General features: G+C 63.1%; 18 protein-coding genes. 15 read left to right on the forward strand and 3 right to left on the reverse strand.

Going from position 1 to position 19,514, the window contains the following annotated elements:
• The first annotated feature begins 9 nt into the window (after positions 1-9).
• On the forward strand, positions 10-1,266 hold the full coding sequence (locus HX830_RS14845) for an SDR family oxidoreductase (RefSeq protein ID WP_177100945.1): 1,257 nt from the start codon (positions 10-12) through the stop codon (positions 1,264-1,266).
• A complete protein-coding gene (locus tag HX830_RS14850) occupies positions 1,263-1,730 on the forward strand; it encodes a DUF2269 family protein (RefSeq protein WP_177100947.1) in 468 nt (155 codons plus the stop codon). Before HX830_RS14845 ends, HX830_RS14850 begins: the two co-directional genes overlap by 4 nt.
• Positions 1,731-1,853: 123 nt before the next feature.
• Here the strand turns inward: HX830_RS14850 and HX830_RS14855 are convergent, their stop codons facing one another.
• A complete protein-coding gene (locus tag HX830_RS14855; protein WP_103497951.1) occupies positions 1,854-2,510 on the reverse strand; it encodes an HAD family hydrolase in 657 nt (218 codons plus the stop codon).
• Positions 2,511-2,653: 143 nt separating this feature from the next.
• Between HX830_RS14855 and HX830_RS14860 the strand changes: the two genes are divergently transcribed.
• The gene (locus HX830_RS14860) at positions 2,654-3,133 is read left to right on the forward strand and encodes an RNA pyrophosphohydrolase (protein ID WP_040071746.1); all 480 of its coding nucleotides are present in this window, start codon (positions 2,654-2,656) and stop codon (positions 3,131-3,133) included.
• A 21-nt stretch (positions 3,134-3,154) separates the two neighbouring features.
• On the forward strand, positions 3,155-5,428 hold the full coding sequence (ptsP, locus tag HX830_RS14865) for a phosphoenolpyruvate--protein phosphotransferase (protein ID WP_100942022.1): 2,274 nt from the start codon (positions 3,155-3,157) through the stop codon (positions 5,426-5,428).
• 10 nt (positions 5,429-5,438) lie between these two features.
• On the opposite strand, the gene HX830_RS14870 is transcribed toward ptsP, so the two are convergent.
• Entirely contained in the window at positions 5,439-6,185 is a 747-nt protein-coding gene (locus HX830_RS14870; RefSeq protein ID WP_177101021.1) for an NRDE family protein, read from the reverse strand.
• Between the two features lie 110 nt (positions 6,186-6,295).
• Here HX830_RS14870 and HX830_RS14875 point away from each other — a divergent pair, with 110 nt between their 5' ends.
• The 3 genes from HX830_RS14875 to HX830_RS14885 all read left to right on the forward strand — a co-directional run bounded on the left by HX830_RS14875 (position 6,296) and on the right by HX830_RS14885 (position 9,045).
• Positions 6,296-7,078, forward strand: coding sequence for a sulfite exporter TauE/SafE family protein (locus tag HX830_RS14875; protein WP_177100950.1), 783 nt, complete (start codon positions 6,296-6,298; stop codon positions 7,076-7,078).
• A 125-nt stretch (positions 7,079-7,203) separates the two neighbouring features.
• On the forward strand, positions 7,204-8,025 hold the full coding sequence (gene lgt / locus HX830_RS14880) for a prolipoprotein diacylglyceryl transferase (RefSeq protein ID WP_103497949.1): 822 nt from the start codon (positions 7,204-7,206) through the stop codon (positions 8,023-8,025).
• Positions 8,026-8,073: 48 nt separating this feature from the next.
• On the forward strand, positions 8,074-9,045 hold the full coding sequence (locus HX830_RS14885; RefSeq protein WP_177100952.1) for a thymidylate synthase: 972 nt from the start codon (positions 8,074-8,076) through the stop codon (positions 9,043-9,045).
• A 124-nt stretch (positions 9,046-9,169) separates the two neighbouring features.
• Here the strand turns inward: HX830_RS14885 and cadR are convergent, their stop codons facing one another.
• On the reverse strand, positions 9,170-9,616 hold the full coding sequence (cadR, locus tag HX830_RS14890; RefSeq protein WP_177100954.1) for a Cd(II)/Pb(II)-responsive transcriptional regulator: 447 nt from the start codon (positions 9,614-9,616) through the stop codon (positions 9,170-9,172).
• Positions 9,617-9,699: 83 nt separating this feature from the next.
• Here cadR and HX830_RS14895 point away from each other — a divergent pair, with 83 nt between their 5' ends.
• The 8 genes from HX830_RS14895 to HX830_RS14930 all read left to right on the forward strand — a co-directional run bounded on the left by HX830_RS14895 (position 9,700) and on the right by HX830_RS14930 (position 19,329).
• The gene (locus HX830_RS14895) at positions 9,700-12,087 is read left to right on the forward strand and encodes a heavy metal translocating P-type ATPase (RefSeq protein ID WP_177100956.1); all 2,388 of its coding nucleotides are present in this window, start codon (positions 9,700-9,702) and stop codon (positions 12,085-12,087) included.
• A 17-nt stretch (positions 12,088-12,104) separates the two neighbouring features.
• Positions 12,105-12,968, forward strand: a complete 864-nt coding sequence (locus HX830_RS14900) for a LysR substrate-binding domain-containing protein (RefSeq protein WP_177100958.1) — start codon at positions 12,105-12,107, stop codon at positions 12,966-12,968.
• A gap of 273 nt (positions 12,969-13,241) precedes the next feature.
• Entirely contained in the window at positions 13,242-14,318 is a 1,077-nt protein-coding gene (locus HX830_RS14905; RefSeq protein ID WP_152736781.1) for a putative 2-aminoethylphosphonate ABC transporter ATP-binding protein, read from the forward strand.
• Position 14,319: 1 nt separating this feature from the next.
• Complete coding sequence (locus tag HX830_RS14910; RefSeq protein ID WP_177100960.1) at positions 14,320-16,044, forward strand: putative 2-aminoethylphosphonate ABC transporter permease subunit; 1,725 nt, start codon at positions 14,320-14,322, stop codon at positions 16,042-16,044.
• Between the two features lie 53 nt (positions 16,045-16,097).
• Entirely contained in the window at positions 16,098-17,120 is a 1,023-nt protein-coding gene (locus HX830_RS14915; RefSeq protein ID WP_152736783.1) for a putative 2-aminoethylphosphonate ABC transporter substrate-binding protein, read from the forward strand.
• A gap of 148 nt (positions 17,121-17,268) precedes the next feature.
• Positions 17,269-18,405 carry a TIGR03364 family FAD-dependent oxidoreductase gene (locus HX830_RS14920; RefSeq protein ID WP_177100962.1) on the forward strand — a complete coding sequence of 379 codons (1,137 nt, stop codon included), beginning with the start codon at positions 17,269-17,271 and terminating at the stop codon, positions 18,403-18,405.
• Positions 18,402-18,965 carry a phosphonate degradation HD-domain oxygenase gene (locus HX830_RS14925; protein WP_177100964.1) on the forward strand — a complete coding sequence of 188 codons (564 nt, stop codon included), beginning with the start codon at positions 18,402-18,404 and terminating at the stop codon, positions 18,963-18,965. The genes HX830_RS14920 and HX830_RS14925 overlap by 4 nt, the downstream gene beginning before the upstream one ends.
• 211 nt (positions 18,966-19,176) lie before the next feature.
• Complete coding sequence (locus tag HX830_RS14930) at positions 19,177-19,329, forward strand: hypothetical protein (protein ID WP_177100966.1); 153 nt, start codon at positions 19,177-19,179, stop codon at positions 19,327-19,329.
• Positions 19,330-19,514 lie beyond the last annotated feature (185 nt).

Consider the following 19,514-nt stretch of genomic DNA (forward strand, 5'->3'; position numbering starts at 1 on the left):
GGATTTGCCATGAAGGTGCTTCTGGTGGGGGCCACGGGGTTCGTCGGCCGCCATTTGCTGGCGGCGTTGAGTGCCGCCGGTCACGAAGTGATCGCCACCAGCCGTGATCATCACCTGCGCTCGCTACCGGGGGTCGAATGGCAGGTGCTCGACCTGGATCGGTTGGCCGAGGACTCCAAGCATTTCATCCTGCCCCATGGTATCGATCTGCTGATCAATGCCGCCGGGTTGCTGAGCGTCGACGAGCAGGCGCTACGCCTGACCCAGGACCTGGGCACTCGAGCGCTGTTCGACCTGGCGGCGCGCCGTGGCGTGAGGGTGCTGCATATTTCCGCGCTGGGCGCCGGCGAGCAGCCGGATGTGCCATTTCTGGCGAGCAAGGCGGCGGCGGATGATTACCTGATGACGCTCGGTGTGCCGGCCGTGGTGCTGCGCCCCTCGTTGCTGCTGGGGGCTGGCGGGGCCAGCAGTGCCTGGTTGGCGCGGTTGTCGCCGTGGCCGTTGATTCCACTGCTTGACCTGCAAGCGCGCTGGCAACCGCTGCATATCGATGATTTGTCCGCCGCCGTGCTGGCCTTGCTGCGGCATTGGCCGGCGCACTCCCAGGTGTTGCCGCTGGTGGGGCCGCAAGTGCTGACTCTGGCGCAAGTGCTCGATCAGTTGCGTGCGGCCCAGGGCTGGGGGCCTGCGCGGTATGTGAAGGTGCCGGGGATCTTGTCGCGGGCCGGTGCCTGGCTGGGCGAGCGCCTGGGCTGGCAGGCCTTGAATCTCCAGAGCCTGCGCATGGCCCAGCGTGACAATGTCGCCGGTCCCGAGGCGCTGGCCGAGGTCTGTGGTTACCGCGCCGCGCCGCTCTCCACTCGCCTGCAGGACTGGCCGAACGCCGGCCAGAGTGTCCAATCGGCGCTGCGGCCCTTGCTGCTGGCGGTGATGCTGTTGATCTGGCTGGGCACGGCGGTGGTTTGCCTGGGGCCGGGTTATGACTGGAGCCTGCGGATCATGGCCGAGGCCGGGGTAAGCGGGGACTCCGCAGCGTTCGCGGTCTACGCCGGGTCGCTGTGCGACGGGCTGCTGGGCCTGGGAATGCTGTTCCGGCGTACGCGCAAGTGGACGTTCCGGGCGCAATTGCTGTTGATGGGGGCCTACACCCTGATTATCAGCTTCGTGCTGCCGCACTACTGGTTTGACCCTTATGCCGCCGTCGCCAAGAATCTGGTGCTGATGGTGGCGACCCTTTGGCTGCTTTGGACCGAACCGCGTCGATGAGTGCTTACCTGCTGCTGAAAACCCTGCATATCCTGTCTTCCACCATTCTTTTCGGCCTGGGTGCCGGTTCCGCGTATTACGCCTTGCGCGCCTGGCGCACGGGCAACGTCGAGGTGATTGCGGCGACCTTCAAGCATCTGGTGTTCGCCGATTGGGCTTTTACCACCACCACGGCGGTGTTCCAGCCATTGAGTGGGCTGGGGCTGATGTACCTGGCGGGCTGGCCGATCCAGCAAGGCTGGCTGATGGGGAGCCTGGGCCTGTTCGTGTTGGCGGGGATCTGCTGGTTGCCGGTGGTCTGGTTGCAGATCCGGGTGCACAGAATGGCCGAGCAGGCCTTGCACGCGGGAGCGGCGATGCCGATGCAGGCCGAGACCTATATGCGCTGGTGGTTTGTGCTGGGCTGGCCGGCGTTTTTGTCGTTTATGGCGATTTTTTATCTGATGGTCGCCAAGCCGGTCTGATCTGACACCGAGTCGCCTTCTTCGCGGGCAAGCTCCGCTCCCACATCGGGTCCTGAGTCGTACGCACCTTCTGTGCACGGCACAAATCTAATGTGGGAGCGGAGCTTGCCCGCGAATAGGCCATCAATCGCGCAGCGTAATCACCGGCCATCCACGCTTCTCGGCTTCGGCCCGCAGATTCGGATCCGGGTCCACCGCCACGGGATTGGCCACCTGCTCCAGCAACGGCAGGTCATTCATCGAATCGCTATAGAAATAGCTGTCTTCCAGGCCATGCCCGGTTTCTTCCAGCCAACGGTTCAAACGCGTCACCTTACCCTCGCGAAAGCAGGGGATATCGGTGCTGCGCCCGCTGTAGCGGCCGTCGATCATCTCGCACTCGGTGGCGATCAGGGTCTCGACCCCCAGCCGCGCGGCAATCGGTGCCGTGACAAAACGGTTGGTGGCGGTGATGATCACCAGCTTGTCGCCGGCGTCGCGGTGTTGGGCCAGTAACGCCAGGCCCTTGGGCAGCACGATGGGTTCGATGCAGTCGCGCATATAGTCGCGATGCCACTCGTCCAGTTGCGCCATCTCGCTGCGGCCGAGAATTTCCAGGCAGAAATTCAGATACTCGGCGTTGTCCAGGCGGCCCGCCAGATAATCCTGGTAGAACTCGTCGTTGCGGGTTTTATAGGCCACCGGGTCGAGAATCCCCCGTTCGCAGAGGTAATCGCCCCAGGCGTGGTCGCTGTCGCCGCCCAAAAGTGTGTTGTCCAAGTCGAATAAAGCCAGACGCATTGCGGTTACTCGCTGATAAGCCTGTAAAAAGGCCTCCAGAATACGGTCTTTTCACAAGAGTGCACATAAGGTAGGCAGGCTCGTTGCTGCTTTCACAACCTTTGTGGAACAATGCGATGACATGCGTTTGCGAGGTGGTTGCCGTGATCGACCCCGATGGTTTCCGTCCTAATGTCGGGATAATTCTGACGAATGATGCTGGGCAGGTCCTCTGGGCACGTCGCATCAATCAAGATGCATGGCAGTTTCCGCAAGGCGGGATCAACCCGGACGAGACGCCTGAAGACGCTTTGTACCGTGAATTGAACGAAGAAGTCGGCCTGGAACGCGAAGATGTGCAAATTTTGGCCTGTACCCGGGGCTGGTTGCGCTATCGTTTGCCGCAACGCCTGGTGCGTACCCACAGCCAACCGCTGTGCATCGGCCAGAAGCAGAAATGGTTTCTCCTGCGCCTGCTCTCCAACGAGCAGCGGGTGCGGATGGATTTGACCGGTAAACCGGAGTTCGATGGCTGGCGTTGGGTCAGCTATTGGTACCCGTTGGGCCAGGTGGTGACATTCAAGCGCGAGGTCTACCGTCGCGCGCTCAAAGAGCTTGCCCCGCGCCTGTTGGCGCGCGACTGACACGGAGTTCGACCCCGAGCCATGCTCAATACGCTGCGCAAGATCGTCCAGGAAGTTAACGCCGCCAAGGATCTCAAGGCGGCGTTGGGCATTATTGTATTGCGCGTCAAAGAGGCCATGGGCAGCCAGGTCTGCTCGGTCTATTTGCTGGACCCCGAAACCAACCGCTTTGTCCTGATGGCCACCGAGGGCTTGAACAAGCGCTCGATCGGCAAGGTCAGCATGGCGCCGAACGAAGGCCTGGTTGGCCTCGTGGGTACGCGCGAAGAACCGCTGAACCTGGAAAACGCCGCCGATCACCCGCGGTATCGCTACTTTGCCGAAACCGGCGAGGAGCGTTATGCCTCCTTCCTCGGTGCGCCGATCATCCACCATCGCCGGGTCGTCGGCGTGTTGGTGATCCAGCAGAAAGAGCGTCGCCAGTTCGACGAGGGCGAAGAAGCCTTCCTGGTGACCATGAGCGCCCAGTTGGCCGGCGTTATCGCCCATGCCGAGGCCACCGGTTCGATCCGTGGGCTGGGGCGTGAAGGCAAGGGCATCCAGGAAGCCAAGTTCATCGGTGTGCCGGGTTCGCCGGGTGCTGCGGTGGGTACGGCGGTGGTCATGTTGCCGCCGGCGGACTTGGACGTGGTGCCGGACAAGGCGATCGCCGATATCGATGCCGAACTGGCGCTGTTCAAGACCGCCATCGAAGGCGTGCGTGCCGATATGCGCACGCTCTCGGCCAAACTCGCGACCCAGCTGCGTCCGGAAGAGCGCGCGTTGTTCGACGTCTACCTGATGATGCTCGACGATGCCTCCCTGGGCAGCGAAATCACCAACGTGATCAAGACCGGCCAATGGGCCCAGGGCGCCTTGCGCCAAGTGGTGACCGATCACGTCAACCGTTTTGAACTGATGGACGACGCCTACCTGCGCGAGCGCGCGTCGGACGTCAAGGACCTCGGACGCCGGCTGCTGGCCTACCTGCAGTCTGAACGCCAGCAAGCCCTGGTCTACCCGGACAACACCATCATGGTCAGCGAAGAGCTGACCGCGGCGATGCTCGGCGAAGTACCGGAAGGCAAGCTCAAGGGCCTGGTCTCGGTACTGGGTTCGGGTAACTCCCACGTGGCGATCCTGGCGCGGGCCATGGGCATTCCAACCGTCATGGGCCTGGTGGACCTGCCGTATTCGAAGGTCGACGGCATCGAGATGATCGTCGACGGCGCCCGTGGCGAGGTGTTTACCAACCCCAGCGAAGTCCTGCGCAAGCAATACGCCGGTGTGGTGGAAGAAGAACGCCAGCTGTCCGAGGGCCTGGACGCCTTGCGCGAGCTGCCGTGCGTGACCCCGGACGGCCATCGCATGCCGCTGTGGGTCAACACCGGCCTGCTGGCGGATGTGGCCCGGGCGCAGCAGCGCGGGGCCGAAGGTGTCGGCCTGTACCGCACCGAAGTGCCGTTCATGATCAACCAGCGTTTCCCGAGCGAGAAGGAACAGCTGGCGATCTATCGCGAGCAGTTGTCGGCGTTCCATCCGCAACCGGTGACCATGCGCAGCCTGGACATCGGCGGCGACAAGTCGCTGCCGTATTTCCCGATTGAAGAAGACAACCCGTTCCTCGGCTGGCGCGGTATCCGCGTGACCCTCGACCACCCGGAAATCTTCCTGGTACAGGCGCGGGCCATGCTCAAGGCCAGCGAGGGTCTGAACAACCTGCGGATCCTGCTGCCGATGATCTCGGGCATCCACGAGATGGAAGAGGCGCTGCACCTGATCCACCGGGCCTGGGGCGAGGTGCGCGACGAAGGCACCGACGTGCCGATGCCGCCGGTGGGGGTGATGATCGAGATTCCGGCGGCGGTCTACCAGACCCGCGAGCTGGCACGGCAGGTGGACTTCCTCTCGGTGGGCTCCAACGACCTGACCCAGTACCTGCTGGCCGTGGACCGCAACAACCCACGGGTCGCGGACCTTTACGACTACCTGCACCCGGCGGTGCTGCAAGCCTTGCAGAACGTGGTGCGTGACGCCCATGCCGAAGGCAAGCCGGTGAGTATCTGCGGCGAGATGGCCGGTGATCCGATGGCGGCGGTGCTGTTGATGGCGATGGGCTTTGACAGCCTGTCTATGAACGCCACCAACTTGCCGAAGGTGAAATGGATGCTGCGCCAGATCAATCTGAGCAAGGCCCAGGAACTGCTGGCCCAGGTCATGACCATCGACAACCCGCAGGTGATTCGCAGTACCTTGCAGTTGGCGCTGAAGAATCTCGGGCTGTCACGGATGGTGGTGCCGACCGTCACGCATTGAGAGGGCGGAGCTAGACCTTTAGCTCCACCTCTCCCAGATGCCCGCCATACGGCCCGAAGCTACGCTCCACGAGGTGGCGCGTGCCATCGGCGTGGCTGATCAGCACCGTGCTGGCCCGGGTGCCGTAGCTGGGGCTGGCGATAAACACGCTGGACAGCAGGCTCTCGGTTGCCTGTCCCACCCCGGTGTCCGGCAACTCGGCAAGCGGCGCGATCGTCGGGTCGCCGAGCATCGCCAGCAATGCCTCCGGTCGCGGATCCGCCAGTTCCCAGGACAGCGCCGCGCGGGCCTTGAGCAGTTTCGGCCAGGGCGTATCGAGCCCGGCATTGGACAGCCCGTAGACACCCTCCGCCAGTTGGCGCGGTTCACCCTCGTGGGAATTGAGATGCCACAGCGCATCCGCTGTTCCCAGGAGCAGGTTGAACCCGGCATATTCTGCCGATCTTGCGCGAATTTCGGCTAAATACTCATCAATCGGCAGGTCTTCGGTGAGAAAGCGCGCCACCAACTCTCCCCGTGAGCGCCGGGCCACCGGCTGGTGCGGATTGCGGATATTGGTCAAGGCCGCAAAGCGCCCCCGGGCCCCGATCCCCAGCCAGGTCCCGCCCGCCTCCAGATCACGCCCCGCATAGACCTGCGGCGCTTCCGGCCATTGCGCTAGGGGCAGGCTTGGTCGGGCATAAAATTCGTCACGGTTGGCCGCGACGATCAGCGGCTGGGCATGGCCCGGGCGCCAGGCAAAGACAATCAGGCACATCAGGTGGTCCTCGATGTTTTTGCCCACTCTACGCAGGGTATCCATCGCCATCCAGTAGAGCCGTGTCCCTCCTTCCGTTACCATGCCGGACTTGTTTTGCGGGGTCGCGCATGGAATTTCTGCTCTATCTGGTCCTGGGGGCCTGCGCCGGCGTGCTGGCCGGGCTGTTCGGCGTGGGCGGCGGGATCATTATCGTCCCGGTGCTGGTGTTCAGTTTCACCCTGCAAGGGTTCGATCCGCTGATCCTTACTCACCTGGCGGTGGGCACGTCCCTGGCGACGATCATTTTCACCTCGTTCAACACCATTCGCGGGCATCACAAGCGTGGCGCGGTGCTCTGGCCGGTCTTTGCCTGGATGGCCGTGGGCATCCTGCTGGGCTCGGGCCTCGGCGCCTTGACCGCCAAGGCTATCGCCGGCCCGCACCTGCAGAAGATCATCGGCGTGTTCGCCCTGGTGGTGGCGGCGCAGATGGCGCTGAACCTCAAGCCCAAGGCCAGCCACAGCGTACCCGGCAAGTTCGGCCTCGGCCTGGCGGGGGCGGTGATCGGCTGGGCCTCGGCGATTTTCGGGATCGGCGGCGGCTCCCTGACCGTGCCGTTCCTGACCTGGCGCAGCGTGCCGATGCAGCAGGCGGTGGCGACGTCCTCGGCCTGTGGCTTGCCGATTGCCCTGGCCAGTACCTTGAGTTTCATGATCCTGGGTTGGCACGATCCATTGTTGCCGGCCCACAGCCTGGGCTTTATCTATTTGCCGGCCTTGCTCGGGATTGCCCTGACCAGTATGTTTTTTGCTCGGTTCGGTGTGCAACTGGCGCACCAACTGTCGCCGCTGTTGCTCAAGCGGCTGTTTGCCGGCCTGTTGTTCATTGTCGGCCTGAAGTTCCTGATCTGAGCCACAGGCTCGGTTCAGTCATGCCGGCGCAATATTGGCTTAATGGCGCTGTTGCAACATGACCCGCCGGCCCGGGCGATTGCTGTTCGCCGGGCCCTGAATTTTTACTCTATCGAGGAGTTGCAATGCTGCCTTACCCGCAGATTGACCCGGTGGCCCTGGCCATCGGCCCGCTGAAAATCCACTGGTACGGCCTGATGTACCTGGTCGGCATTGGCGGTGCGTGGCTGCTGGCCTCCCGGCGCCTGAACCGTTTCGATCCGACCTGGACCAAGGAAAAGCTCTCCGACCTGATCTTCTGGCTGGCCATGGGCGTGATTGTCGGCGGGCGCCTGGGTTATGTGCTGTTCTACGATCTGAGCGCCTACCTGGCCAACCCGACGCTGATCTTCGAGGTCTGGAAGGGCGGCATGGCGTTCCATGGCGGCTTTATCGGGGTGATGGTGGCGGCCTGGTGGTTTGGCCGGCGCAACGGCAAGTCGTTCTTCCAACTGATGGACTTTGTCGCGCCGATGGTTCCGATCGGCCTGGGTGCCGGGCGGATCGGCAATTTCATCAACGCCGAGCTGTGGGGCAAACCGACTGATTTGCCGTGGGCGATGATCTTCCCGCCGTTCAGCGACCCGGCCCAGTTGCCGCGTCACCCGTCGCAGCTGTATCAGTTCGCCCTGGAAGGCGTGGCCCTGTTCGTGATCCTCTGGTTGTTCTCGCGCAAGCCGCGGCCGACCATGGCGGTTTCGGGCATGTTCGCGTTGTTCTACGGGATCTTCCGTTTTGTCGTCGAGTTCGTCCGGGTGCCAGATGCGCAGCTCGGCTACCTGGCGTTCGGCTGGGTGACCATGGGGCAGATCCTCAGCCTGCCGATGATCATCGGCGGCCTGGGCTTGCTGTGGTTCGCCTATCACCGCGCCCCGACTACACCGGCCGCGAAAGACGCCGCGCTTTAAATTCGAATCGGGGCTCGCGGGCCCCGTATTCAAGGATGCAGGTAACTCATGAAGCAATATCTCGAACTGGTCGCCCATGTCATCAAGAACGGCACCAAGCAGGCCAACCGTACCGGTGTGAACACCATCAGTTTTCCCGGGGCCATGCTGCGTTATGACCTCCAGGAAGGTTTCCCGGCGATCACCACCCGCAAGATGGCCTTCAAGTCCGCCGTTGGCGAGATGTGCGGTTTTCTTCGTGGGGTGAACAACGCCGCCGAATTCCGTGCGCTGGGCTGCAAGGTCTGGGACCAGAACGCCAACGAAAACGCCCAGTGGCTGGCCAACCCGTTCCGCCAGGGCGAAGACGACCTGGGCGAGATCTATGGGGTGCAATGGCGTAAATGGCCGGCGTACAAGCAGATTGCCAAGAGCAATGTGGCGGCCATCGAGCAGACTCTGGGCCAGGGCTATCGGCGGATTGCCGAAGGCGAGGAAAACGGCCAGGCCTATGTGGTGCTGTACAAGGCCATCGACCAGGTGCGCCAGTGCGTCGACACCATCATCAAGGATCCGGGTAGCCGGCGGATTCTGTTCCATGGCTGGAACTGTGCGCAGCTGGATGAAATGGCCTTGCCGCCGTGTCATTTGCTGTATCAGTTTCATCCGAATGTGGAGACCAAGGAGATTTCCCTGACCCTCTACATCCGTTCGAATGATCTGGGGTTGGGCACGCCGTTCAACCTGACCGAAGGCGCGGCACTGCTGAGCCTGATCGGGCGCCTGACCGGTTATACGCCGCGCTGGTTCACCTATTTCATCGGTGATGCCCATGTGTATGAAAACCACCTGGACATGCTCAACGAACAGCTGACCCGCGAGCCGTTCCCGATGCCGAAGCTGGTGATTTCGGACCGTGTGCCGGAGTTTGCCAAGACCGGTGTTTATCAGCCGGAGTGGCTGGAGCTGGTGGAACCGGGGGATTTCTCGCTGGAAGGCTACCAGCACCATGCGCCGATGACGGCGCCGATGGCGGTCTAGTTCGGCTCGGTATCGCGTCGTCTGCTTCGCGGGCAAGCTCCGCTCCCACATTGGATTTGCGTCGTACACAGAAGGTGTGCACGACTCGGGGCCTGTGGGAGCGGAGCTTGCCCGCGATAGGCCCTCAATGCCCGTGACTTCTGCCGACATGTGAATGCTCTTCAGCCGCCACCACGCTGCCGCTGACCTCCAACCGCTGCAAGATCCCGCACTGATCCAGATCCGGCCCGCCGCCACAACGCTGGCGCAGATCCAGCAACTGCGTCTGCAACGCCAGCAACCCGTCGATCCGTGCCTTGACGTGATGGATATGCTCATCAATCAGCGCATTCACGCTTTCGCATTGATCCTGCGGGCTGTCGCGCAACCCCAGCAAACTGCGAATCTCCTCCAGCGTCATGTCCAGGCTGCGGCAGTTGCGGATAAAGGTCAGGCGCTCCGCATGCGCCTGGGTGTACAGGCGGTAGTTGCCCTCGCTGCGCGCCGGTTCCGGCAGCAGGTTTTCCTTCTCGTAATAACGGATGGTTTCCACCTGGCAGTCGGTGAGTTTCGCCAGTTCGCCAATCTTCATCGTTCGATCTCCGAAAAGGGTGCTTGACCCTATAGTGGCTACAGGGTGTTCACTTGGCAACAAGCACTTTCAGGGACGCACCCATGAGCGACTCCATCCACTCTTCGCACAAGCCTGCCGGCGATCATGCCCATGCTGGCCACGATCACGATCACGATCACGATCACGATCACGATCACGATCACAAGCATAGTCACGACCACGGCCATGACCACGGTCAGGCCGATAAGCCCGCGCCTCGGTCTTTCCGTGTCCTCCAGCCGGTAAAGGCTTCCCACTCCCATGGGGCGGCCGGGCATGCCCACAGCTGCTGTTCGACTGCCGAGGCCCCCGCGCTGATCAAACTCAGCGAGACCACCAGCGCCGACGCACGGTTGAGCCGTTTCCGAATCGAAGCCATGGACTGTCCCACCGAGCAGACGCTGATCCAGAACAAGCTCGGCAAGCTGGCGGGCGTGCAGCAGCTTGAGTTCAACCTGATCAACCGGATCCTCGGTGTGACCCATGACCTGTCGTCGACCACGCCGATTGTCGACGCCATCAAGTCCCTGGGCATGCAGGCCGAGCCGTTGGAAGAGGGCGCAAGCGCCGAAACTCCAAGCCAGCCGCCGGTGAAGAAACCCTGGTGGCCCCTGGCTTTGTCCGGTGTCGGCGCCCTGGTCGCCGAAGTGATTCACTTCACCGCCGTGGCCCCGACCTGGGTGGTGGCAATCATCGCGCTGGTTTCCATCCTCAGCGGCGGCCTGACCACCTATAAAAAGGGCTGGATCGCCCTGAAAAACCGCAACCTGAATATCAACGCGCTGATGAGCATCGCCGTGACCGGCGCGGTGCTGATCGGGCAGTGGCCGGAAGCGGCGATGGTGATGTTCCTCTTCACCATCGCCGAACTGATCGAAGCCAAGTCCCTGGACCGCGCGCGCAACGCCATCAGCGGCCTGATGCAGATGACGCCGGAAAAGGCCACGGTGCGCCAGGATGACGGCGAGTGGGTCGAACGTGAGGTTAAAAGCATCGAACTGGGTGCCTTGGTCCGGGTACGTCCTGGTGAGCGCATAGGCCTCGATGGCGAAGTGGTCTACGGCAGCTCCAGCGTCGATCAGGCACCGATCACCGGCGAAAGCCTGCCCATCGAGAAGAATCCGGGCGACAAGGTCTTTGCCGGCACCATCAACCAGGCGGGTTCACTGGACTATCGGGTGACGGCCGTCGCGGGCAATTCGACCCTGGCGCGGATCATCCATGCCGTCGAGCAGGCTCAGGGCGCGCGGGCGCCGACCCAGCGGTTCGTCGATACCTTCGCGAAAATCTACACCCCGGCGGTGTTCGCCTTCGCCCTGGCGGTGGCGGTGCTGCCGCCGCTGTTCATGAACGGCCTGTGGTTCGACTGGATCTACCGGGCGCTGGTCCTATTGGTAGTCGCCTGCCCGTGCGCGTTGGTGATCTCGACCCCGGTGACCATCGTCAGCGGCCTGGCCGCCGCCGCCCGCAAGGGCATTCTGGTCAAGGGCGGGGTCTATCTGGAAAGCGGGCACAAGCTTGATTACCTGGCCCTGGACAAGACCGGGACCATCACCCACGGCAAGCCGGTGCTGACCGACTATCTGGTCCTCAACCCACTGTTCGTCGAGACCGCGCCGTTGATCGCCGCCAGCCTCGCGGCGCGTTCCGATCACCCGGTGTCCCTGGCGATTGCCAAGGATGCGCAGGACAAACAGTGGACGCTACGTGACGTCGAAGCCTTCGAAGCCCTGGCCGGGCGCGGTGTGCGCGGCGAGGTCGGCGGCAAGGGTTATCACCTGGGCAACCATCGCCTGGTGGAAGACCTCGGTCTCTGCTCGGCGGCCCTGGAGGAAAAACTCTTCGCCCTGGAAAAACAAGGCAAGACCGTGGTGTTGCTGCTCGACGCCTCCGGCCCGTTGGCGCTGTTCGCCGTGGCCGATACGGTCAAGGCTTCCAGCCGTGAGGCGATCCGCGAGTTGCACGCGCTGGGGATCAAGACCCTGATGCTGACCGGGGACAATATCCACACCGCCTCGGCCATTGCCGCCCAGGTCGGGATCGACGAGGCCCGTGGCGATCTGTTGCCCACCGATAAACTACAGGCCATCGAAGAGCTGTATGCCCGTGGCCATCAGGTCGGCATGGTCGGCGACGGTATCAACGACGCTCCGGCCCTGGCCCGTGCCGAGATCGGCTTTGCCATGGCCGCCGCCGGTACCGACACCGCCATTGAGACCGCCGATGTCGCCCTGATGGACGATGATCTGCGCAAGATTCCGGCTTTCATTCGCCTTTCGCGCCAGACCGCGCGTATCCTCAGGCAAAATATCGCCCTGGCGCTGGTGATCAAGGCGATCTTCCTGGCGGTGACTTTCCTGGGGCTGGCAACCATGTGGATGGCGGTGTTCGCCGATATGGGCGTCAGCCTGCTGGTGGTGTTCAATGGGTTGCGCCTGTTGCGCAAGTAAACGAATGAGAGGGTGATGTGCTGAGTGCCGAGCTGAAGGCGTTTTATATGGTCGCCCGCCTGGGCAGCATCACCCTGGCGGCGAAAAAGCTCGGGCTCAGCCAGCCCACGGTGACCACCCAGATTCGTCATCTGGAAAGCCAGTACTCGGTCGAGTTGTTCTATCGCGGCGGTCGGCGCTTGAGTGTCAGTGAAGACGGCGCGCGCTTGCTGCCGATGGTCAAGGCGCTGTTGCAGCAGGAAGCCGATATCGAGTTTTTCCTGCGCAACGCCGGGCAGGTGCAGGGCACCTTGCGCATTGCCGCGACGGCGCCGTATTACATCCTCGATCTGGTGAAGGCCTTTCGCGAACGCCTGCCGCAGGTGGAAGTGTCGGTGGAGATCGGCAACTCCCAGCAGGTGCTGGAGGCGCTGGAGGACTATCGGGTCGATGTGGCGGCTTCGTCGCAGTTGCTGGAGGACCCACGGCTGATCCGCCGGGTGCTGGGCAGTGATCCGCTGGTGCTGGCGGTGCATCGCAATCATCCGTTGGCGGTACATGATCATGTGCCGTTGAGCGCGCTGGCCGGGCATTGCCTGTTGATGCGAGAACCGGGTTCGACCACCCGGCATCTGACGGAAGAGCTGTTGCGTAATGCGCAGGTCAGTTATGGCCCGCTGCTGGAAATCGGCAGCCGTGAGTCGATTCGTGAGGCGGTGCTACGCAATATCGGCATCAGCATCATTGCCCGGCAGGAAGTCCCTCACGACCCGCAACTGCGGGTGCTGACCATCGAGAATGCCCCGCAGATTCCCGAATACCTGTATTGCCTCAAGGAACGCAAGGCGGCGCGTTTGCCGGCGGCGTTTCTGGGGTTGGCGCAGGAAATGGCGCCGGCCTGAGATATCGGTGGTGAATGGCCGTCTGCTGCTCAGCCGTTCGCGGCGGTGCGGCGATCCGACAAGCCCTGCTCCTACAGTGCGCTGTCATACACAAAACCTGTGAACGACACGAAACTGTAGGAGCAGGGCTTGCCCGCGAAGGCGTCAGTCCAGACAACCCATACCTCAAACCCAAATCTACCAATACCACTATCGGCAACTTTGGCCTCATTGCCACATAGCCTACGCATTCCCTCCCTAGCATGACCCTCATCCGCTAGATGAGGTCCGTCCATGAACAACTCGATCGCCAACGCCTTGGCCAACCCCGGCGCCCCGATGAAGGTCCGTGGGGTGCGCAAGCGCTTCGGCGCCTTCACCGCGCTGGACAACGTCTCCCTGGACGTGGCCGCCGGCGAGCTGGTCTGTCTGCTTGGCCCGTCCGGCTGCGGCAAGACCACCTTGCTGCGTTGCATCGCCGGCCTTGAACGTCAGGACGACGGCGAGCTGTTCCTCGGCGAACGCAATGTCTCCGATCTGCCACCCCAAGCCCGCGACTACGGCATCCTGTTCCAGTCCTACGCGCTGTTCCCGAATCTGACGGTCGAGGCGAATATCGCCTACGGCCTGGCCGGCAGCGGTCGCGAGGTCACCCGCAAGCGTGTCGGTCAGATGCTGGAACTGGTCGGCCTGCTCGGCAGCGAAAAGAAATACCCCGGGCAACTCTCCGGCGGCCAGCAACAGCGTGTAGCCCTGGCCCGCGCCCTGGCCCCGGCGCCCTCGCTGTTGCTGCTGGATGAGCCGATGTCGGCCCTCGACGCCCGGGTCCGCGAGCATCTGTGCACCGAGCTGCGCCAGCTGCAACGCAACCTCGGCGTGACCACCCTGATGGTCACCCACAACCAGGACGAGGCCATGCTGATGGCCGACCGCATCGCCGTGATGAACAACGGCAAGGTCGAGCAGTACGCCACGCCCCAGGAAATCTACGACAGGCCGGCCACGCCGTTCGTCGCCGAATTTGTCGGCCAGGGCAACTGGCTGCCGTTCCAGCGCAGCAGCGACAGCCATGCGCGGGTCGGTGGCATGGATGTGCGCCTGGCTGATGGCACCGCACGGGCGGCTTCCGGTCGGCTGTTCTGCCGCCCCGAGGCGATCAACGTCAACCCGCCGGTGCATGAGGAAAACCTGTTTCCGGCCCGGGTTCGCGAGATCACCTTCCTCGGCAATCGCTGCCGCATGAGCTTCGAACTCAACCAGTTGCCCGGTCATGCGCTGTTGGCCGAAATCGGTCCGCAGGACATGCCACGTCTCGGTGCGCCGGATATCTGGGTGGCATTGCCGCCGCGCAGCCTCCAGGTGTTTGCCTGAGATGGCCGCTGAAATCAGCCTGGCCCTGTCCCGGCAGTCGAGCGTGAAGACTGCCCGGGTCGGCCTCGGCGACCGTCTGTTCGTGGTCGGCGGCAAGCTGCTCTGGCTCTGTCTGCTGGGTGTGGCGGTGCTGCTGCCATTGCTGGCGATCTTCTGGCGCGGTTTCAGCAGTGAAGCCGGGCAGGGCGGTGGCTGGATCGCGGCAAAGGAACTGGTGAACAGCGACAATTTCCACTGGCTGCTGGGTAATAGCCTGAAGGTTTCCCTCAGTGTGGCGGCCATCGTCGTACCCCTGGCCTATCTGTTTGCCTACGCCCTGCAACGGACCCTGATTCCCGGCAAATCCCTGTGGCGCGCCCTGTCCCTGTTGCCGCTGATGGCCCCGTCGATGCTGCCGGGTATCGCCCTGGTCTACCTGTTCGGTAACCAGGGCCTGCTGCGTGGCCTGCTGTCGGAAAATATCTACGGTTTCTGGGGAATAGTCCTGGGCGAAGTCATCTACACCTTTCCCCATGCCCTGATGATCCTGATCTCGGCCTTGTCCCTGGCCGATGCGCGGTTGTTCGACGCCGCGTCGAGCATGGGCGCCAGTCCCTGGAAGGCGTTTCACAGCATCACCTGGCCGGCCAGCCGCCAGGCGGTATTCGCCGCCTTCTGCCTGGTATTCACCCTGACGATCACCGACTTCGGCGTGCCGGTGGTGGTGGGCGGCGACTATCAGGTGCTGGCGCTGGAAGCCTACAAGGCGGTGGTCGGCCAGCAGCAATTCGGGCGTGGCGCCTTGATTGGCATGATCCTGCTGTTGCCGGCGCTGTTCAGTTTTGCCGTCGATGCCTGGCTGCGCCGCCGTCATGGCGAGGCCATGAGCGGGCGGGCCCAGGTATTCAAACCGGCACCGTCACGCCGCCGCGACGCCTGCTACCTGGCGATCGTGCTGTTGATCTGCGCGGCCCTGCTGCTGGTATTCGGCATGGCGGTGTACTCGTCGCTGGTGAAGTTCTGGCCGTACAACCTGTCGTTGTCGTTCAGTCACTACGCCTTCAATGCGACCACCGGCAGCGGTTGGCTGGCCTACCGCAACAGCCTGACCCTGGCCCTGAGCACGGCGCTGATCGGCAGCGGGCTGATTTTCACCGGGGCCTACCTGATGGAGAAAACCCGCAGCCAACGCGGCCTGAACCTGGCCTTGCGCATCCTCGGTTTCGTGCCGATGGCGGTCCCGGGTTTGGTCCTGGGCCTGGGCTACGTGTTCTTCTTCAACCTCAATGGCAACCCGCTGAATGTGTTCTACGGGACCATGACCCTGCTGGTGGTCTGCACCATCGCCCATTACCTGACCACCGCGCAGATGACCGCCACCACCGCGTTGCGCCAGCTCGACAACGAGTTCGAAGCCGCCGCGCTGTCGCTCAAGGCACCGCTCTACCGGCACTACTTGCGGGTCACGTTGCCGATCTGTCTGCCGGCGTTGCTCGACATCGTGCGTTACCTGTTCGTCTCGGCGATGACCACGGTGTCGGCGGCGATCTTTCTCTACAGCCCCGACACCATCCTCGCGGCGGTGGCGGTGCTGAATATGGACGACGCCGGCAATGTCGGCGGTGCCGCCGCCATGTCGAGCCTGATCCTGTTTACCTCGGTGGCCGTCTCGCTGCTGCTGGCCTGGGCGTCGCGCGGCGTGTTACGCCGCTCCCAGGCCTGGCGGCAGACCGAGCCCGGGCATTGATCCCGCCACAACCCATTTGCCCAACCCAACCACACTCACCAAGGAACCGCACCATGTTCAAGCCCCTGGCTCTTGCCGCTGCTGTCCTCACTGCTTTCAGCCTGAATGCCTTTGCCGCGAAAACCGAACTGACCGTGTACACGGCCCTTGAGTCCGAGCAGTTGACCGCCTACAAGAAAGCTTTCGAAGCGGCCAACCCGGACGTGGAAATCAAGTGGGTGCGCGATTCCACCGGCATCATCACCGCCAAGCTTCTGGCCGAGAAGGCGCGGCCGCAGGCTGACGTGGTCTGGGGCCTGGCGGCTTCCAGCCTGGCGATCCTCGATCAGCAGGGCATGCTGCAAAGCTACGCACCCAAGGACCTGGGCAAGATCGGCAACCACTATCGCGACGCGGCGAACCCGCCGTCCTGGGTTGGCATGGATGTCTGGGCCGCGACCATCTGCTTCAACACCGTCGAAGCCGAGAAGCAGCATTTGACCAAGCCGGTGAGCTGGCAGGACCTGACCAAACCCGAGTACAAGGGCAAGATCGTGATGCCGAACCCGGCCTCGTCCGGCACCGGTTTCCTGGATGTCAGCGCCTGGTTGCAGACCTTCGGCCAGGAGCAGGGCTGGAAGTACATGGATGAACTGCACCAGAACATCGGCCAGTACGTTCACTCCGGTTCCAAACCGTGCAAGCTGGCGGCGTCGGGTGAATTCCCGATCGGTATTTCCTTCGAATACCCGGCGGTGCAGCTGAAGCGTCAGGGCGCGCCACTGGACATCATCCTGCCGAAGGAAGGCCTGGGTTGGGAGATCGAGGCGACTGCGGTGATGAAGGGCACCCCCCATGAAGAGGCGGCGAAGAAGCTGGCGGATTTCTCGGCCAGCCCGGCGGCCATGGAGCTGTACAAGGAAAACTTCGCCGTGCTGGCACAGCCGGGTATTGCCAAGCCGCAGACCGAATTGCCGGCGGATTACGAGCAGCGCCTGATCAAGAACGACTTTGCCTGGGCCTCGAAGAACCGCGACGAAATCCTCACCGAATGGCGCAAGCGTTATGACGGCAAGTCGGAGAAGTTGCCTCAGTAACATCCTTGTTTGACTCGCGGGCCTCTTCGCGGGCAAGCCCTGCTCCTACAAGTCTGTGTCGGACACATCATGTACGTACGACGCGAACCTGTAGGAGCAGGGCTTGCCCGCGAACCGCGCAGCGGCCATTCCCCTCAGGACCCACCCCATGACAAACCACAACGACATCCTCATCGTCGGCGCTGGCATCCTCGGCCTGTCCCACGCCTACGCCGCCGCCCGGCGCGGCCTCAAGGTCACGGTCTTCGAGCGCAGCGCCACGCCCCTGGGCGCTTCGGTGCGCAACTTCGGCCAGGCCCTGGTCACCGGCCAGCCGCCGGGCATCATGTCCGAACTGGCTCGCGCCAGCCGTGAGATCTGGTCCCAGTGGGCGCAGCAGGCCGGTTTCGCCCTCAAGCGCAACGGCTCATACCTGTTTGCCCGCACCGAAGCCGAAGAACATCTGCTGGACGCCTTCTGCGTCGGCCGCGCCCGGGAACAGGGCTACCGCGTCGAACTGCTGCGCGGCGCCGCGCTGAACGATCTCTACGGCGGCCAATTCAGCCATCACCGCGCCGCGCTGCACGGTCTGGACGACCAACAGCTCTATTCCCGCGAAGCGATCCCGACGCTGATCGAGTACCTGCAACGGGACCTGGGCGTGACCTTCCACTTCTCGACCCTGGTCCGCGAAGTCGAGTCCGGCCAGTTGCACAGCACCGCCGGCACCTTCCGTGGGGAACAGATCATCGTCTGTTCCGGCCACGATTATCAGACCCTGCTGGCCGAGCCCATCAGCCAGTTGCAACCGGGCATCTGCCGCCTGCAAATGCTCCGCGCCCGACCCCAGGTCGAGCTGAACCTGCAACACGCGCTGCTCACGGGCCTCAGCTGCGTGCACTACGGCGCCTTTGCCGATCTGCCGGAAGCGGCGGCCGTCCAGGCCGAGATCCTGCGCGATAGCCCGCACCTGCCTGAACACGGTATCCACCTGCTGATCAGCCCGACGCCTTATGGCGACCTGATCATCGGCGACTCCCACCACTACGGCAGCGATGCCTCGCCGTTCAATGCCGAACAGGTCGATACCTGGCTGCTGGAACTGGCCGAGCAGACCCTGGGCTGCAAGGTGCAGGTGCTGGAGCGTTGGCAGGGGGTCTACGGCTCCAGGGGGCCGGGTCCCTTTTCGTTCCTCCGGGCCGTGCCGGGCGTGAGTGCCGCGCTGATGCACACCGGGGTTGGCATGAGCGTCGGTCCGGCCCTGGCCGAAGGCAATATCGCCCGTTTGCTGGGGGAGTCGGCATGAAGCCCGTCGAGCAGGTGCTGGATGAGGTCTTCGGCCTGTACCAGCAGTTCGGCAGCGCCGACTACATCGGTGAGCCGGTGTCCCAGTTGGAGCATATGTCCCAGGCCGCGCAGCTGGCGCTGGCCGAGGGCTTCGACGATGAAGTGGTGCTGGCGGCGTTCTTCCACGATATCGGGCATATCTGCCCGTCCGGCGAGCAACCGACGGGGGATATGGGCGGTTATGGCGTGGTCAGTCACGAGCGCCTCGGCGCGGACTATCTGCGTCGGGCGGGCTTCAGCGAACGGCTGGCGCGACTGGTGGAATATCACGTCCAGGCCAAGCGTTTTCTGACATTGCGTGAGCCCGGATACTACGACTGCTTGAGCGAAGCGAGCCGGCGTACCCTGGAGTACCAGGGCGGTGTCATGACGGAAGAAGAGGCTCGGCAGTTCGAGCAGGATCCGCTGTGTGCCGTGAGCCTGCGGATGCGCCATTGGGACGAGCAGGCCAAGCTCAAGGCCGTGCCGGTGATTGATCTGCGGCTGTTGCGCGACAAGGCGGAGAAGTTCCTACGTTGATTCTGGAAAAGTGACCACAGGTCCATGCGGATTTGACGTGGGATGCCAGAGACTATTCGGATATAAATAAATACGACCTTGGCTGAAGATGACTCTCGCAGTTCAAGCACGGCGCGCCGTTGCGGAGCTGTCTGAAAGTTCGATTCGACGGTGCTCTCGCCGCACGACTCGATGTTGTCTTCATCCAATAATAATGCCGAGGTCTACATCTATGCTGGAAGCAACCCAACAAGAAAACACCCTTCAGGAAATGACCCTCGAAGAGACCCAGGACGTTCGTGGTTCCGGGTTCTTCACCGATTTCGGTCCGCTCCTCGACCAAGCGGTCGACTGGATCTCCGAAGGCCTGAAGAAAGCCAGCTGATCCCGCTGCCAGGGCGATAGCTATCGCCCATTGTAGGAGCCGGCTTGCCGGCGATGGCGTCCGGATGGGCAACGCGAGACCTTGCGGTCGCGTCGCCAGCCAGCCGGTTCCTACAGGGTGCGTTGTGTCCTCAGAGCTGTATTCCCTCACTGGCGCGAGCCCTGTCGCGTCGGTTGCCATGCACG

This window comes from Pseudomonas gingeri (genome assembly GCF_013385425.1).
In the GTDB taxonomy this organism is placed as follows: Bacteria; Pseudomonadota; Gammaproteobacteria; order Pseudomonadales; family Pseudomonadaceae; genus Aquipseudomonas; species Aquipseudomonas gingeri_D.